Origin of the sequence: Nostoc sp. (assembly GCF_036917315.1) — a bacterium.
GTDB lineage: Bacteria > Cyanobacteriota > Cyanobacteriia > Cyanobacteriales > Nostocaceae > Nostoc.
This window is the reverse complement of record NZ_JBALDR010000048.1, coordinates 203938-218502: the sequence shown is the minus strand read 5'-3', so window position 1 is coordinate 218502 and position 14565 is coordinate 203938. Positions and strand designations below refer to the sequence as shown.

Annotated in this window: 13 protein-coding genes; 8 read left to right on the top strand and 5 right to left on the bottom strand. The window is 43.0% G+C overall.

Annotated features, from left to right (window positions below; genetic code table 11):
* Positions 1-337 precede the first annotated feature (337 nt).
* From V7K84_RS22235 to V7K84_RS22220, 4 genes are all read right to left on the bottom strand, one after another.
* Positions 338-1972 (bottom strand): ATP-grasp domain-containing protein, encoded by a 1635-nt coding sequence (locus V7K84_RS22235; RefSeq protein ID WP_334841230.1) that lies wholly within the window; start codon positions 1970-1972, stop codon positions 338-340.
* Positions 1969-2754 (bottom strand): hypothetical protein, encoded by a 786-nt coding sequence (locus V7K84_RS22230; protein ID WP_334841228.1) that lies wholly within the window; start codon positions 2752-2754, stop codon positions 1969-1971. The genes V7K84_RS22235 and V7K84_RS22230 overlap by 4 nt, the downstream gene beginning before the upstream one ends.
* 90 nt (positions 2755-2844) lie before the next feature.
* Positions 2845-3270, bottom strand: a complete 426-nt coding sequence (locus V7K84_RS22225; RefSeq protein ID WP_334841227.1) for a hypothetical protein — start codon at positions 3268-3270, stop codon at positions 2845-2847.
* Positions 3271-3788: 518 nt separating this feature from the next.
* A complete protein-coding gene (locus tag V7K84_RS22220) occupies positions 3789-4223 on the bottom strand; it encodes a hypothetical protein (protein WP_334841225.1) in 435 nt (144 codons plus the stop codon).
* A 184-nt stretch (positions 4224-4407) separates the two neighbouring features.
* On the opposite strand from V7K84_RS22220, the gene V7K84_RS22215 reads away from it, so the two are divergent.
* Both V7K84_RS22215 and V7K84_RS22210 read left to right on the top strand, forming a co-directional pair.
* Positions 4408-5574 carry a sigma-70 family RNA polymerase sigma factor gene (locus V7K84_RS22215; protein ID WP_334841223.1) on the top strand — a complete coding sequence of 389 codons (1167 nt, stop codon included), beginning with the start codon at positions 4408-4410 and terminating at the stop codon, positions 5572-5574.
* 109 nt (positions 5575-5683) lie between these two features.
* Positions 5684-6856: a DUF1822 family protein gene (locus V7K84_RS22210; RefSeq protein WP_334841221.1), complete on the top strand. Its 1173-nt coding sequence runs from the start codon at positions 5684-5686 to the stop codon at positions 6854-6856.
* Between the two features lie 326 nt (positions 6857-7182).
* Here V7K84_RS22210 and V7K84_RS22205 read toward each other — a convergent pair whose 3' ends face one another.
* A complete protein-coding gene (locus V7K84_RS22205; RefSeq protein ID WP_334841219.1) occupies positions 7183-7416 on the bottom strand; it encodes an EF-hand domain-containing protein in 234 nt (77 codons plus the stop codon).
* A 355-nt stretch (positions 7417-7771) separates the two neighbouring features.
* Between V7K84_RS22205 and V7K84_RS22200 the strand changes: the two genes are divergently transcribed.
* The 6 genes from V7K84_RS22200 (at position 7772) to V7K84_RS22175 (ending at position 14437) form a co-directional block, all read left to right on the top strand.
* Positions 7772-8080, top strand: coding sequence for a hypothetical protein (locus V7K84_RS22200; protein ID WP_334841218.1), 309 nt, complete (start codon positions 7772-7774; stop codon positions 8078-8080).
* A gap of 33 nt (positions 8081-8113) precedes the next feature.
* The gene (locus tag V7K84_RS22195; RefSeq protein WP_334841217.1) at positions 8114-9535 is read left to right on the top strand and encodes an FAD-dependent oxidoreductase; all 1422 of its coding nucleotides are present in this window, start codon (positions 8114-8116) and stop codon (positions 9533-9535) included.
* Between the two features lie 33 nt (positions 9536-9568).
* The gene (locus tag V7K84_RS22190; RefSeq protein ID WP_334841216.1) at positions 9569-10570 is read left to right on the top strand and encodes an ABC transporter substrate-binding protein; all 1002 of its coding nucleotides are present in this window, start codon (positions 9569-9571) and stop codon (positions 10568-10570) included.
* 374 nt (positions 10571-10944) lie between these two features.
* Positions 10945-12519, top strand: a complete 1575-nt coding sequence (locus tag V7K84_RS22185; protein WP_334841214.1) for a sugar ABC transporter ATP-binding protein — start codon at positions 10945-10947, stop codon at positions 12517-12519.
* Positions 12512-13459 (top strand): ABC transporter permease, encoded by a 948-nt coding sequence (locus V7K84_RS22180; RefSeq protein WP_334841212.1) that lies wholly within the window; start codon positions 12512-12514, stop codon positions 13457-13459. Before V7K84_RS22185 ends, V7K84_RS22180 begins: the two co-directional genes overlap by 8 nt.
* Positions 13460-13543: 84 nt before the next feature.
* On the top strand, positions 13544-14437 hold the full coding sequence (locus tag V7K84_RS22175; RefSeq protein ID WP_334841211.1) for an ABC transporter permease: 894 nt from the start codon (positions 13544-13546) through the stop codon (positions 14435-14437).
* The last annotated feature ends 128 nt before the right edge of the window (positions 14438-14565 follow it).

Genomic DNA, 14565 nt, shown 5'->3' with positions numbered 1-14565 from the left:
CAAAGTCTCTCTCCTTTTAGGAGAGAGATTTAGAGAGAGGTTTTCCAGATACCGTGAAAAGTCAGGTAAACAAGTTAGATACTGTTGTAACTTAGGAAAATCAAATTGTTGATGATTATTCAATAAATTAAATAACCACCTAACAACAGCAAAATATTTGCAAAGATGCCAAAATTTTCTCAAAAAGTCCTTTATTCCTAACGATCTGTGACTTATACTTTAGGATAAAACTACAACTCAGATAAGATTGCTATACAGAATTAATAATAACTGAATTGCAGTCCCAAGCCGATAAATTTTATATACAAAGACTTATCATAGGTTGGGGGGATTGTAATTACCAGTAAAGTAACCATTGACCATCGCAAAACAACCCATGACCTTGCAGAGTTATTCTTTCATCGTCAGGATAAATGTAAGTAGTTGGTGCAATCTGATGAAGTGTATGTCCACTGTGTAAGACAATTTCACCAACTTTGTAATGATGAAAAGTTTTGGTTCTAAATCGTTTAAGAATCTCTACATCACCTGCGATCGCTTGACTATAATCATTTATATAGTTAAAATCCCATACATTCAACCCACCGCCACTTTTAGGCAGTTTAATTGGTAAAGTAAAGGATATTGTGTTTACAGTATCGAGTTTATCTTCATCCCATTGGAGGTTTCGGTATTGCAAATCAAAGTGTGTGGTAGCATTTGGTTTAGTGATAAGATTAGAATTTTGCCAAATATGAAACCCAGGCAGCGCTGCATCTGGTTTATACATTACAGGGTTTATAAGCGTCTGCTCTAAATATTCTTTGATTAACTTATAAAGCCAACCCAAGTGTAGTTCTAGAAGTAAATTATATTCATGAGCTATAGTATAATAATCCTTAGAAAAATTAGGTTGATTTAAGAAATCTAAATAACTAGCTGTACCTAAAGTATAGAAAAACTTTGGAGAGTTACCTCGTTTTATCCAGAATTCTCTTAAACTATGAATTACAGAACAAATATCATTACACTGTTCAGATGTCACAATTTGTTCTGAGAAAATTTCATTACTCGAATCTGTATCCCAACTAATACTATTTCCTGCAATATATTCTGTAAGCAAAGCTAATAGGGAGTCGGTTATTTTCCCATCTGCCCGAATATCATATCCATCGTATCCGGGCATTGGATTAACTTCTAAACACCAGTACTCTAAATCGTTAGTAACTTTAAAATCCCAACCTGCAAACTTCAACCCTAACGCAGCAGTTGCATTAATAATTTTTTGATGTAAAGCTTCTGGTAACTCCCACTCGATATACTCAGCTTCTTCATGAAAATGGCGATAGTCTACCTGCGGACATTTTATCAATTCTGCGTGAACTCTATTACCCACTACATGCGCCCGCACATCAGCGCCCTTTATATATCTTTGCAAATGAACTGGGCCAGCGTCTGGGTGGAAATCGAGAAACTCCTCTGATTTTACCAGTCTACTATCGGCACGAACACCCGATGTTGTCTTAACAATTGTTAATCCAGCGTTAGCAAACTCAGTTAAAACTTCTGGATTGGAACTAGTAACGCTATCAGCAACTTGAAAACCTAAAGATTGTAGATGAAATTCATGAAGCGGTTTTGAGAAATTATTTGCGCCAGCACCAGGACGATTAATAACGTTACCGGGAATATGTTCTAGCCAACAGCAAAGTGCAGCAAGAAGACTTTTCCATCGCATCGCATCTTGTACATCTGATTGTACGGTTGAAAGATCAATCAAGCGACAATAATAAGAACCATGAGGATTTAATACATACTTTTGGCTAGAACAACTTATCCAGCTTTGATTATCATCGGGTAATGCTAGCCTCCAATCTCCATTTTGAATCACTTCGCGTAAATTAATTACTTGGAATTCGACACCACGAGATTCAGCATAGTTAACAAAATGACAAAAAGTGCGATCTGAATCAAGACCAATTGCATAAATCATGAGAAAATAGTCTCCAAAAGTGCGGGAGCAAAATCTGACCAAACAAACTGTATTTCTTCCAGCGATGGATAAGGGTTAATACGAGCAATATTGGCACTCTCTAAGTTGCTATCAATACTCCAAGTTACAGTGCCAAATACCAAATCTAAATTCCTCAGCAGCGAAATACTTTTTTCTTCTAGCTGCAAATGTTCTAGAGATGTATTGGTGCAACGCCATGCTTTATCTTCTAAAACAACAACAATTTCATATTCAAGGTTAGCCGAAACCCAACTTGCGCGAAATGGTCCCACCCCTTCAGGGATTTCTGGATATGCAGCAGTATTATAAGTAGTTAAATCTTGGAGATACCATTGTTTATCGAGTAATGCTTGCGGTGATGGTGGAACTTGTGAAGAGAAGATTTCTAGATTGCTAGTATAACCTGCCTTTAATTTAGTTAAGTTAGAAGAATATGATAAATTACCCCAAAGACTATTTGCAGTTGGACGATTAATTACTGGTGATTTAGATAATGTCATCGCTGCCCATAAAGTAGCAAGACACTCATCATAAATAAAAGAATCATCAAAACTAGTGCGAATCGGCATCTGTGGCGGAATTCGTAAAATAACTGGGATTTCTGGGGTAATATCTGGTTTTTCAGAACTAACACTGATAGAAAACATTCTGGCAGCATTGCAAACATCTAAAACTGCACTCGTATAACCTTTTTCTCTAACCAATTCGTTAACTGCTTGACAAAAAATGTCATCACTCGAACCAATAATTAATAAATCCATAATATTTAGTCCATCATTGTTCTCATCGGAGGCTTAGACTCCCGACTTGTTCAAAAAGTCGGGAATCTATTTTTTCACAATCTCTATTCTTTAGAAGATTGGCTTGTTAACTTTAATTAAAGTTTGAGGACGCGCATTTCGTAGTACAGGTATTTTCAGTTGATCTGCTGGTAAAATAACTGGATTAACTCTATCTAAAAAACCACCACCACAGTTACCACTTTCGCAAGTCTCTTTACTATCCTTACCTTTATCGCTAGAATCTTTGCCTTTATCGCTCGATTCTTTTGTTTTACCACCGTCAGTTTCTAAGACACTATTCAACGGACGTTGGTTCAAATTATGAAGAGTATCGCGACGGGCAGCATTGCTAATAAAAGGCTTATTGGATACGTTAGTAAGAGAATTTACTTGTGGGATAGATTCAGCTTTAGCTACAGTACTAATAATTGAACTAGCAATTGCTAAACCCATTACTAATGCTAAACGTGTAGAGGTTGAACTTGTAATTTTCATTCTGATTTTCCTTTAAGTTTATTTCTTGCTTTTGTTGTTTTTACTGGATTTGTCAAGATTGTACGGCTACTGAAGTTTCATCTTTTTTTTCTCCTATAACTCATTCATGACAGGTTAAAACAAGATTACTTTATTAAGTAAATTGTGATAGTATGACAACTGGTGAAAAATCAAATTGAAGTTTTCAGTTTTCACCTTTCACTTAGTCAATAGGTTTGCTTTGATATTTTTATGCAGTCTTGGCAAGATTTTTGAGAATTATTTTTTGAGAATAATTCCATTTGGAATACAAATAGAAAAACCCCGCAGAGGCGAGGTTTAATGCTAGGATAAATTTTACATTTTGCAGCAGTTTTGAAGTACAAAGCTATGGGTTTTGAGGCAAGAACTACAAACTCTTTCTATCTGATTTTCAGTCTTGCTTTGTTTACCTCACCCTGCGGGCGCGCTGCTTCACTTACTTGCAAACTTCTCTATTGTTGTTAGAGTAATAATTGATGCTGATTTTTAGTGATTATTTATCTCACTCTTGTTTGCTTTTGAAAGTATTCACGAGAATAGTAATTTTGTCTGCCGCTATTATCTAAAAACTGCGTGTAGCCTTGTAACAGTAATTCTTGACGAGCAGATCCCAAGGTTAGTAAAGAATTTGCGAACCCTTTATTATAGTTAGCTGTTGCATATTTATGATTAGTATCTTGGACATTAATGCCATAGGTAAGTAATGGTGCAGTTCCCCAATCACAATCACTAGGATGACATTTACCAAACACCTGAATATTTAATTTATTGCCACTACCTGAGGTAATTACTAAACGTGTAATATTAGAAGTATTGGCATCTTTATTTACCCAAGTACCAATAAAGTCAGCAGGTACAGCTAAAGCAGGATTGATTAAAGCAGTAGTTAAGATGCTACTAGCAGCAATAATACTCAAAGAACGTTTCAACATTTTAGTCACACTCCATTATTCGTAATTGTTTTTGTAACTTATTGATAAGTAGACACGATTACCAGTTGGCTAAGTATAAAATATTTCATTTAAGTCGAAATATAATCCTCACACCTTGTAGTAAAGTTTGTGTAGGCGTCCTTTAACGCTTTCAGTCTTTCTATAGGTTGGGTGACAATTTTTTATGCATCCTCGGCAAAGCATCATTGAAATCTTTTCAACTTTTGTGCAATTTGACGCCGATCGCTTCAGTGGTTGGGCGACGGAATCAAAGCTACGTCGCAGTATGCAAAGTTGTCTCAACCGCACGCCTCAAGAAACTTCGGAACATTTTTGGGTTTTGTATTGGTATAAATTTTGGCTGATATCTGAAACGAAGCTACTGGCTAAAGAGCATCTGGCAGCTTACTTGCAAGAATCCTGTTATTGGGCATCCCAAAAAACAGTTAACAGTTTTGCGAGTACTCAGTACAAGCTATCAGACTGTTTTCAAATTGCGATCGCTCAAGTTGATAAAGTCCTCAAAGGATTTAATCCAGATCGAGGCTTTATTTTAAAAAACTACGCTATTGCCCTCTTTAGCAGTGCTATTCGGGAAAATTTACGCCAAAATCGTGAAATTGATATTTGTACCGATTGGGGATTATTACGAAAAATTACTAAGAAGTTTTTGGTAGAGTCTTTACAAAATGCAGGTTTATTGCTAGAAGATATTAACGATTACGTCCTCGCTTGGAACTGTTTCAAAAGTATATATATCCCAACCCAAAAAGGTACTTCTCGCCAAATTCCTCAACCAGACGATGAGATTTGGCAGGCGATCGCCAAAGCTTATAATTCACAAAGTGGTCAGCAAGTCAATTCCCAAACCCTAGAAAAGTGGCTTTTAACTGCTGCTAAAGCCGCACGCCGCTATCGTTATTTTCCCGTTGACTCTCTCAATATCCCTAGAGGGAGCGATGATTCGTGGGAGTGGCTTGATAATATTCCTGGAACACAACAAGAATCTCTAATTAATGAAATTCTTGCTCAAGAAGAAGAACAAACAAGAAACTTTCAACAAACTGAGATTAACAAAGTTTTAGTGGCTGCGATCGCTCAACTTGAACCGCAAGTACAAGAAATTTTGCAACTTTATTATGCTAAAGAATTAACTCAAGACAAAATTGCCAAACAATTACAAATACAGCAATATACTGTCTCCCGGCGACTAAAAAAAGCCCAAGAAACTTTGTTACTCTTTTTAGCTAATTGGAGTAAAGATAGTTTGCATATTTCCGTTACTTCAGACCTACTCAAAAATATAAACATACTAATGGAGGAATGGTTGAAGAATTACTATGGTGTATGACAGGGAATTGGGGAAGTTAGAACCTCGTTCATCCATCTCGAAACTCCGTTCATCCACCTCAAAGCCTCGTTAATCTAGCTGAGAACCTCAACCCCAATCCTCAATCCCTATGATTCTTGACACCACTATATTTACTTTCGCTAGTTCCACAGATTTAGTTTTAGAAATCCCTATAATTACCCAAAACCAAGCGGATTTAAATAATCAAGCTTTTTCTAATGCTAGTTCTCGCTATCAAGCTTATATTAATGAACTTTGTCTGGGCGCTATCTTGCTATGGTTGCAAGAAGACTGGACACCACAGACAAAAGTTTGGCCAACTACCACTGCTTTACCCAGTTTCTGGGAACTGGTTAATGGAATTGCACTCACGCTTGATACAACAAGATTAGTCTTAGTTCCTAGTGAAGCAATTGATTTGAGTGAATTGCGAGTCCCTCAAGAATGGGTGGATATTCCTAGTTGGGTAGGTGATTATTATTTAGCTGTGCAAGTAGAACCAGATGAAGGCTATGTTAGGATTTGGGGTTATTGTAGCCATGAAAAACTGAAAACTCAAGGCAGTTATGATGTCAGCGATCGCACTTATTCCCTGGATGCTACTGATATAATCAACGACATCAGCGTTTTAGCGATGGCGCGTCAATTGTGCCCAGAAGAACCCACCCGTAGCCCTATTGCAGAGATTCCGAGCTTATCACCACAACAGGCAGAAAATTTAATTGCCCGTCTGGGAAACCCGGAAATACTTACACCCCGCCAAGAAATCCCTTTTCAACTGTGGGGTGGATTAATTCAACATGGCGGTTGGCGACAAAATTTATATCAACGACGCTTAGGATTACCAGAACAGTGGTCAGTTCTCCAATGGTTGCAAAGCCGTGTTTCTCAAGTTGCTGAGGCTGTTGGTTGGGGAAGCTTTGATTTACAACTGAGTGCTGCTGGGGCGCGGGGTGAAGACACACAACCAAGTACTATTCTCTCTCGTCGGTTAGCGATCGCAGGTCAAATTTACGAGCTTTTGATTATACCACAAGGTGAGCCAGATGCAACTATTTGGCGTTTTGAATTACGTAATGCTGCGATCGGTGCAGCTATTCCCGGTGGTTTTAAACTCCGATTACTTACCGGAGATTTACAGCCTTTTCCCAATAATGAAGATGTAGCTGCAACGGCTGTAGAACAACTCTGCGTAGAAGTTGCCTTAGAAGCAGGAGAAAGCATAGTCTGGGAAATAGAACCTTTTCCCGACGATTATAATTGGGAAATACTCAAGTTTTAAAAAATAATTTAGGCGTTGCATATTTGCGGGATGATTTTGTTGGTTTTGTGAGATAGGCAACATGAGCGTCCTTTATGCTTCTCTCCAATCTCTGTGATTAATAGGCGTGAGCTTTGTAAATGACCTAAACCACCGCCAAACAATCGCACACCACAGACGTACACCCGCTTCCAAACTTAACCCAAACCTGCCACCAACGCGTGGCTAGAGAGGCATTTTTGGGTATTGGGTTACTAGTACCGCAAGGCGGAAGTCAAAAGTCAAAAAAATTGTATTTCGGGCTTTTGCGCCATTTGAAATGGTATGTTTATTTCCGCCGTGTTGTACTAGGTTAAATTATTTGCTTTTTCAACTGCTTCCTTTAACTCTTCAAAGGTAATACTACCGTCTTTGTCTGAATCATAATTTACTAGCAATTCCTGGGGACTAGTGCTATTTGTTTCTGATGAGATGATTGCACTTAAGCCAGGACTTAAAAAAAGATCGTTAATGGAGATTTTGCCGTCTCGATCGCTATCTAAGGTATTAAAAAGAGATTGAAGCTCTTGCTCGGTTGTCATAAGTTTCTATCTGAAGAACCGTTTTTCAACTTAGTATCTCATTAATCTCTGATTAATCTCTCAAAATTAAATAAACTTGTATCAAAAGACGTAGAAACGGCGATCGCTGGGGCTTAGATCGGATGTACGTTGTGGGTTACAGGGTTTACAGTCTGATGATGAAAATAAATCGACATAGACGCGCCTTCTTTCTAACGTAGTCAGATATACAGCTAACCTTCAGTCATGGCTTAGACAATAATGGGAGGTGAGGGCGATCGCTCTTGGGTTTTCCTCTAAGAATGGGACGATGGTGTACCCACCGATACCGTTGGCATCGCATCGGAGATACTGGTACGAATGGCACTAAGAAAAGTTGAAACCTCCTTGCTGGCAGGGTGTGGGAGGTGTGGGAGGTGTGGGAGGTGTGGGAGGTGTGGGAGGTGTGGGAGGTGTGGGAGGATGGGGAGGATGGGGAGGATGGGGAGGATGGGGAGGCAATGCAGCATTTGTTGATGATATGCAGTTATTCAATTTCTCCTCTTTCTCCCCACACTTCCCCCACTCCCCACACTCAAAAATCTTGTTATATCAGGGCTTTGCGATTAACTTAGTGCCATTCGATACTGGTACGTTGTGGATAATTGAAGTATCACCTGTTGTATGTTCAGATGAGAGTCTGTAACTATGGAATGGATATCAGATATTCGATTCAACTATGACCCAACCAAACGAACGCCACGCTCTTGTCATTGGGGGAAGTATCGCTGGACTGCTAGCAGCGCAAGTGCTGACTAAATACTTTAACCGGGTAACAATTATCGAGCGCGATCGTTTGAGCGCTCAACCAGAACAGCGTCTTGGTGTACCCCAAGCTCATCATCTCCACGTCTTACTCAAACGGGGTTTGGATATCTTAGAACAGCTTTTTCCAGGTATCCAGACTGAATTAGCGGCATCCGGCGCAGTCGCCATTAACGCCAGTGCTGATTACCTGTGGTATGGCTTAGGAGGATGGACACCCCGCTTTAATTCCGATTTGAACTTCTACAGTTTAAGTCGGAACTTACTCGAATGGATTATCCGCCGTCGTTTAGCTACTAATAACCGTGTTGTATTTGTACAAGCAATTGTTACTGGATTGCTGTCTAACCCCAACAAAACTCAGGTCACAGGTGTGCAGGTACGCCAAAAATTTGATGAGAGGCAAGATAACTCTCCTAAACAAACAGATTTCACTGCTGATTTAGTAGTAGATGCTAGCGGACGTAATTCTCTCGCTCCTGGGTGGTTAGAAGCAATGGGTTATACACCACCCAAAGAAACTGTGATTAATTCCTTTTTGGGCTATGCTAGTCGCTTATATCAACTTCCAGAAAACTTTCCGGCTGATTGGCAGGCTGCATTGGTAACGGCAAAAGCCCCAGGTACACGCGGTGGTGTAATGTCTGCGGTCGAAGGAAATCGTTGGATAGTTACACTTGCTGGAATTGGTCGAGATTATCCACCAACTGACGAAGCTGGGTTTTTAGACTTTGCTCGTAGCTTACGCAATCCAATTATCTACCAAGCAATTAAAGATGCTCAAGCCATTTCCCCCGTGAGAGCCTATCACCGCACGGAAAATAGGTGGCTTCACTATGAAAAACTGTCGAGATTACCGTCAGGGTTTGTGCTAATAGGTGATGCGGTTTGTACTTTCAATCCCGTCTATGGACAAGGCATGACTACTGCGGCTTTAGGTGCATTGACGTTAGATGAGTCTTTGAGTAAGCAATTATCTCGCCATGCTGATGGAAATTTAGTCGGGCTATCCCAAAGCTTTCAAAAGCAACTTAGCAAAATAATTGCAGTCCCTTGGCTAATGGCAACAGGTGAAGATTTTCGCTGGCATACTACTGTGGGCGGACGACCCAATTGGATGACGCAACTCATGCAGTACTATCTAGATCAAGTGTTGCTGCTGGCTGCCCAAAGCCCTGACATCCACAAGCTTTTCTTAGAAGTGATCCACCTACTCAAACCCCCCAGCGTATTTTTCCATCTCAGTATTCTAAGACAGGTGTTACAGCGAATCATCAAAAAGAGCGATCAAAATTGGAATAGAAGTGGGTACAACCGCACCCCCACTGTCTACTAAACTCTGCTTCTAGGAAACCCAGATATCCAAATAATGAAGAATAAAACCTGTTTTGGATGCTCAAGTATCGGAGCTTATATGCCAAAGTTCTTGGTATTTAGCGCCTACGTTGTGATTATTGTTGCGGCTTTTTCGCTGTCTGGTTGTATACGCGAGAAAACAAAAAAAATTGTCGGATTTTCGCAGACGGAGAACATCGGCCCGTGGCGCATTGCCGAAACGAACAGCATTAAGGAGGAAGCCGCCAAGCGTAAAAAAACTTACGATTTTCTGATGACGGATGCTCAGGGGCAGACATCGAAGCAATTTGCCGACATTGAGGATCTAATCGCACGACAAGTTGATGTCATATTTCTTGCACCACGTGAGTATGAGGGTCTTACGCCCGCCCTGGAAGCAGCCAGAGCGGCAAAAATACCGGTTTTTCTCATCGACCGTGAAGCGGCGGGAAGACCAGGCGAACATTTTGTCAGCTTTCTGGGGTCGGATTTTATCGCCCAAGGCCGCCGCGTTGGCGAATGGTTGGCTAAGGCAAGCAATGGCAAGGCATCCATCGTGGAACTTACCGGAACAGCCGGTTCATCGGTCGCAATTGATCGGGCTAAGGGGTTTCGTAATGCGATCGCCAGTTATCCCAACATGAAAATCATCGCCACGCAGACGGCGGATTTTTCGCGGGCTGCGGCGCAGCGTGTAATGGAAAACATCATCCAGGCTAAGGGTTCCGATATTACCGCAGTGTATGCTCACAACGACGAAATGGCATTGGGTGCGATCCAGGCTCTCAAATCCGCAGGTATGAAGCCTGGCAAGGATGTGATGGTCGGTTCAATCGATGGTCAGAAAGCGGCGCTTGAGGCGATAATTCGTGGTGAGCTTGGTGTTAGTGTCGAGTCGAACCCGCGTTTTGGCTCACTTGTTTTCGCCACGATGGAAGAGTATTTTGCTGGTAAGAAAATTCCTCCTCGGATTATTCTCAAGGACAGACTCTTTGACGTGACCAACGCTAAGGATTTTGTAGATGAAGCATACTAATACCAATTCGTAATTCGTAATTCGTAATTCGTAATTAAGAAAATTTTAACGAACCGCAAAGGACGCATTCGCGCAGCGTCTCGTCAGAGAAGAACGCAAAGGAAAGAGGTTTCTAGAGAGTTTTTGCACCAGTCCTGTGTCTTTTGGCAAAATTGGGATGCTCCCTAAGATACAAGGTTGGGTTGAACTTTAGTGTTACTCAACATTTCCAGGGCTACACATTTTTATTTTTTAGCGTTAACCAAGCAGTATTGGTTCTCACCCTAAAATAGAAAGAAATATCCTGAGCTTCCACGATGGACAAAAAACATTACTATAGTGCGAAGTGAAGGATCTCCACTATCGGCAATGAAGATAAAAACTGGGTAAAGCCGATGAATCAGGCGACTAGAAATGTCCTGTGCATGACGGGTATAAAAAAAAGTTTTTCTGGCGTACCAGCGCTCTGGGATGTGGATTTTGAACTGAAGGCTGGCGAGATTCATGCACTGGTCGGAGAAAATGGCGCTGGCAAATCGACGCTAATCAAGATTATGACGGGGGCTTATCGACGGGACTCGGGTGTTATGGAGTACGACCAGAAAACCGTTGCATTCCAAAACCCGACTGAAGCGCAGGTGGCAGGTATCGTAGCCGTCTACCAGGAGATTCAACTAGTGGGTTTGAGAACTGTTGCCGAGAATATATTTCTGGGCAGGGAGCCGCATCGCTTCGGCATCATTGACAGACGGGCGATGAACGCTAGGGCAGCCGATATCCTAGAGCGCCTGGGGTTGCATATCAACCCGCAGTCAGTGGTTGGTTCGCTGAATATTGCCCATCGCCAGATGGTGGCGATCGCCCGCGCCATCTCCTTTGGGGCGCGGGTGCTGATCCTTGATGAACCCACAAGTTCGCTTACGGAAACTGAAGTTTCTGTTCTTTTTGATGTCATGCGGCGGCTAAAGTCGGAAGGGACATCCATTGTCTACGTCAGCCACCGTTTTGAAGAACTTTATGCCGTGTGCGATCGCGTCACAGTATTGCGTGATGGGCACAACATTGTAACGCGATCGCTGTCCACGCTCACTCGTCTGGAACTCGTTTGTTTTATGCTAGGTCGTAAACCCGAAGAGGTGAGCAAAGGAGTCACGGCGTTCTCAGGACAGTCGCAAAACACGCCTTGTCAACCAGTGCTACTGCAAGCGGAAGCTCTCAAATATAAAAAACGGCTTAATGGTGTTTCCATTGAAATGCGGCATGGCGAAATCGTTGGGCTTGCAGGTTTGCTCGGCTCTGGTCGTAGTGAAACGGTGCGTGCCTTGTTCGGGGCTGAACCTCTTGAAGGTGGAACTGTAAAACTCGAAGGTAGTCTTTTATCCCTGGACGATCCTCATGATGCGATCGCTGCTGGCATAGCTTTCCTTTCAGAGGATCGCAAGGCGGACGGCATCATCCCTGAGCTTTCGGTGCGCGAAAACCTCACGCTTGCTGCTTTACCGAACCTCACACAATGGGGCATCGTTTCCAGGAAACAACAGAACGAACTTGTAGAGCGTTTCATGCAACGTCTTGATATCAAAGCCGCCAGCGCCGAGCAGAAGATCCACGAACTATCGGGCGGCAATCAGCAGAAGGTGCTTCTGGCGCGATGGCTGTGCAAGAATACAAAACTTCTTCTCCTCGATGAGCCGACTCGTGGTATTGATGTTGGTGCAAAGCGCGAGATCCAGCAGCTAATTGCCGAACTAGCAGAGCAAGGGCTGGGAGTTCTGATGATTTCATCGGAAGTGGAAGAGTTGGTTGAAGGTTCGCAACGTGTCGTCGTCTTGCGTGACGGGCAGTCAATCGCTGAACTCAGTGGCGAGCAGAAGAACATAAAGGCAATTCTGCACGCAATGGCAGAAGGTGCAAATCGTCAGGAAGCCGTCGGTGGACAATCCCAAACAGAGCAAAACTCAAATGAGTAGCAAGAAGTCCGATCGGGGTTGGGGAACCCTGTGGAATCCAAACTTCGGTGCATTTGCGGCACTCTTAATTCTCTATGTTGCGAACGCCGTCTTTACTCCGCGTTTTGCAACAGTTAGCAACACATTAAATATGTTGCTCCAAGTATCCACAACAATGTTGGTTGCCGTTGGTATGACCTTTGCGATCGCCTCCCGTGGCATCGACCTGACGGTTGGCTCTACTATGGCATTGGTTTCAGTCATTGTGGCATTGCTGATTAAGTATGGGATGATTGTTGCCATCTTGTTCGCTTTGAGCGCGGCTCTGTTGGTTGGTTTTATCAATGGCTTTCTGATTTCGGGTCTGAAACTTGATGCCTTAATTACCACCTTGGCGGCTCTGATCTTATGGCGGGGGATTGCTCAGGTTATCGGGGACGGTAAGCTCGTTCCTTTTGTCAATCCGACATTTGAAGCGCTGGGAAAGGGTTATCTCGGTTCTATACCAATTCAAGTTGTAATTGCAGCAGTAGCGATCGCAGGAGCTTTTTTCTGTATCCGCTCTACGCTTTTCGGCCGTCATATCGTTGCAGTTGGCGGCAATGAGGAGGCTGCACGGCTTGCGGGTATCCGTGCGGAGCGCGTGAAATATATAGTCTATATAATTAGTGCCTTGCTTGCCGGGGTTGCCGGACTTGTGGAGACAGCGAGGCTGGGCATGGGCGATCCGAGTAAGGTTGGTGTCAACGCGGAATTTGATGCGATCGCGGCTGTTGTTGTTGGCGGTACGCCCTTCTCCGGCGGCCGGGCAAATGTCCTCGGCACTGTTGTCGGAGCTTTGCTCATGCAGGTGATTTCCACAAGTTTCAATATGCTGCTAATTCCCTTTACCTGGTCATTAGTGTTGAAATCCGTAATCATTCTTTTCGCCATTTTTTTGCAGCGACCGAGGGAGGTTTAACGCGTCATGGCTGCCACAAAGTCTCTTGCGCTTGCGGGTTTGCGGCGTTTTGCCAAGCTCATCACATCCCAGGGCGTGCTGCTCATGCTCCTTAGTTTGGCTGTTTTTGCATCCTTTCGTTATGAAACCTTCCTGACACCTCTTAATCTGATGAACATCATGCGACAGAATAGTATGCTAGCGATCGTGGCGCTGGGCATGACTGTCGTGATTCTCAGTGGAGGAATCGATCTGTCCGTGGGTTCCCTGGTTGCTTTGGGCGGTGTCGTCGCCGCAATGCTTGCCGGAAAAGGAAGCTTTGTGGCGATCGCCGGTGGCATTGCTAGCACCACGTTGCTTGGTGTAGTCAATGGTCTTCTTGTATCGCGTGCGCGACTCCAGCCATTCGTTGTTACCTTATTCACTGCCAGCGCTGCACGCGGGCTGGCGTTGAGCATCACCGAGGAAAAGTCCGTTGCTGTATCATCGATAGCATCGGGATTTATTTGGCTGGGTAGAGGCTTTATTGGTTGGATTCCTGTACCCGTGCTGATAGTTGCACTCTTATATTTTGCTGCTTGGTTTATGCTGCACAGAAGCCGATTAGGTTTGCACATATTCGCTATTGGCAACAATGAGGAAGCCTCCCGACTCATGGGTGTGAACCCAAACCAAGTGAAGCTTGCAGTCTACACATTTAGCGGGTTGCTTTCAGGGCTTGCTGGTATTATTCTCGCAGGTCGTTTAGGAGCGGGTCAGCCTGTGGCTGCCTTTGGTTGGGAAACAGATGCGATCGCTGCGACCGTTATGGGAGGAACGTTTCTCGCAGGAGGTCAAGGGAGCGTGTTTCCGACGTTAGTCGGTGTCCTTTTACTAGGAATGATGTATAATCTTTTAAATCTTGAGGGAACCATTACTCCTTGGTGGCAGCTCGTACTCCGTGGTGGCTTCTTACTTTTGGTCGTGCTTTTTCAGCAGCGTATTGTGCAGAGGGGCTGAATTTATTGAAACGGAAGTTGTAGTTGTTCAGATGTCAGAGATGTAATTAAACTTAAAGGTAGTGGTTGCTGACTAATGTTATTAACATAATCTGCATTAAAATGGGGCAAGGTTAGCGCGTCTCAAAC

Coding starts and splice junctions, on each gene's coding strand:
- V7K84_RS22215 (WP_334841223.1), top strand. CDS start 4,408: ATGCATCCTCGGCAAAGCATCATTGAAATCTTTTCAACTTTTGTGCAA.
- V7K84_RS22235 (WP_334841230.1), bottom strand. CDS start 1,972: ATGATTTATGCAATTGGTCTTGATTCAGATCGCACTTTTTGTCATTTT.
- V7K84_RS22230 (WP_334841228.1), bottom strand. CDS start 2,754: ATGGATTTATTAATTATTGGTTCGAGTGATGACATTTTTTGTCAAGCA.
- V7K84_RS22185 (WP_334841214.1), top strand. CDS start 10,945: ATGAATCAGGCGACTAGAAATGTCCTGTGCATGACGGGTATAAAAAAA.
- V7K84_RS22220 (WP_334841225.1), bottom strand. CDS start 4,223: ATGTTGAAACGTTCTTTGAGTATTATTGCTGCTAGTAGCATCTTAACT.
- V7K84_RS22205 (WP_334841219.1), bottom strand. CDS start 7,416: ATGACAACCGAGCAAGAGCTTCAATCTCTTTTTAATACCTTAGATAGC.
- V7K84_RS22195 (WP_334841217.1), top strand. CDS start 8,114: ATGACCCAACCAAACGAACGCCACGCTCTTGTCATTGGGGGAAGTATC.
- V7K84_RS22175 (WP_334841211.1), top strand. CDS start 13,544: ATGCTCCTTAGTTTGGCTGTTTTTGCATCCTTTCGTTATGAAACCTTC.
- V7K84_RS22180 (WP_334841212.1), top strand. CDS start 12,512: ATGAGTAGCAAGAAGTCCGATCGGGGTTGGGGAACCCTGTGGAATCCA.
- V7K84_RS22225 (WP_334841227.1), bottom strand. CDS start 3,270: ATGAAAATTACAAGTTCAACCTCTACACGTTTAGCATTAGTAATGGGT.
- V7K84_RS22190 (WP_334841216.1), top strand. CDS start 9,569: ATGAAGAATAAAACCTGTTTTGGATGCTCAAGTATCGGAGCTTATATG.
- V7K84_RS22210 (WP_334841221.1), top strand. CDS start 5,684: ATGATTCTTGACACCACTATATTTACTTTCGCTAGTTCCACAGATTTA.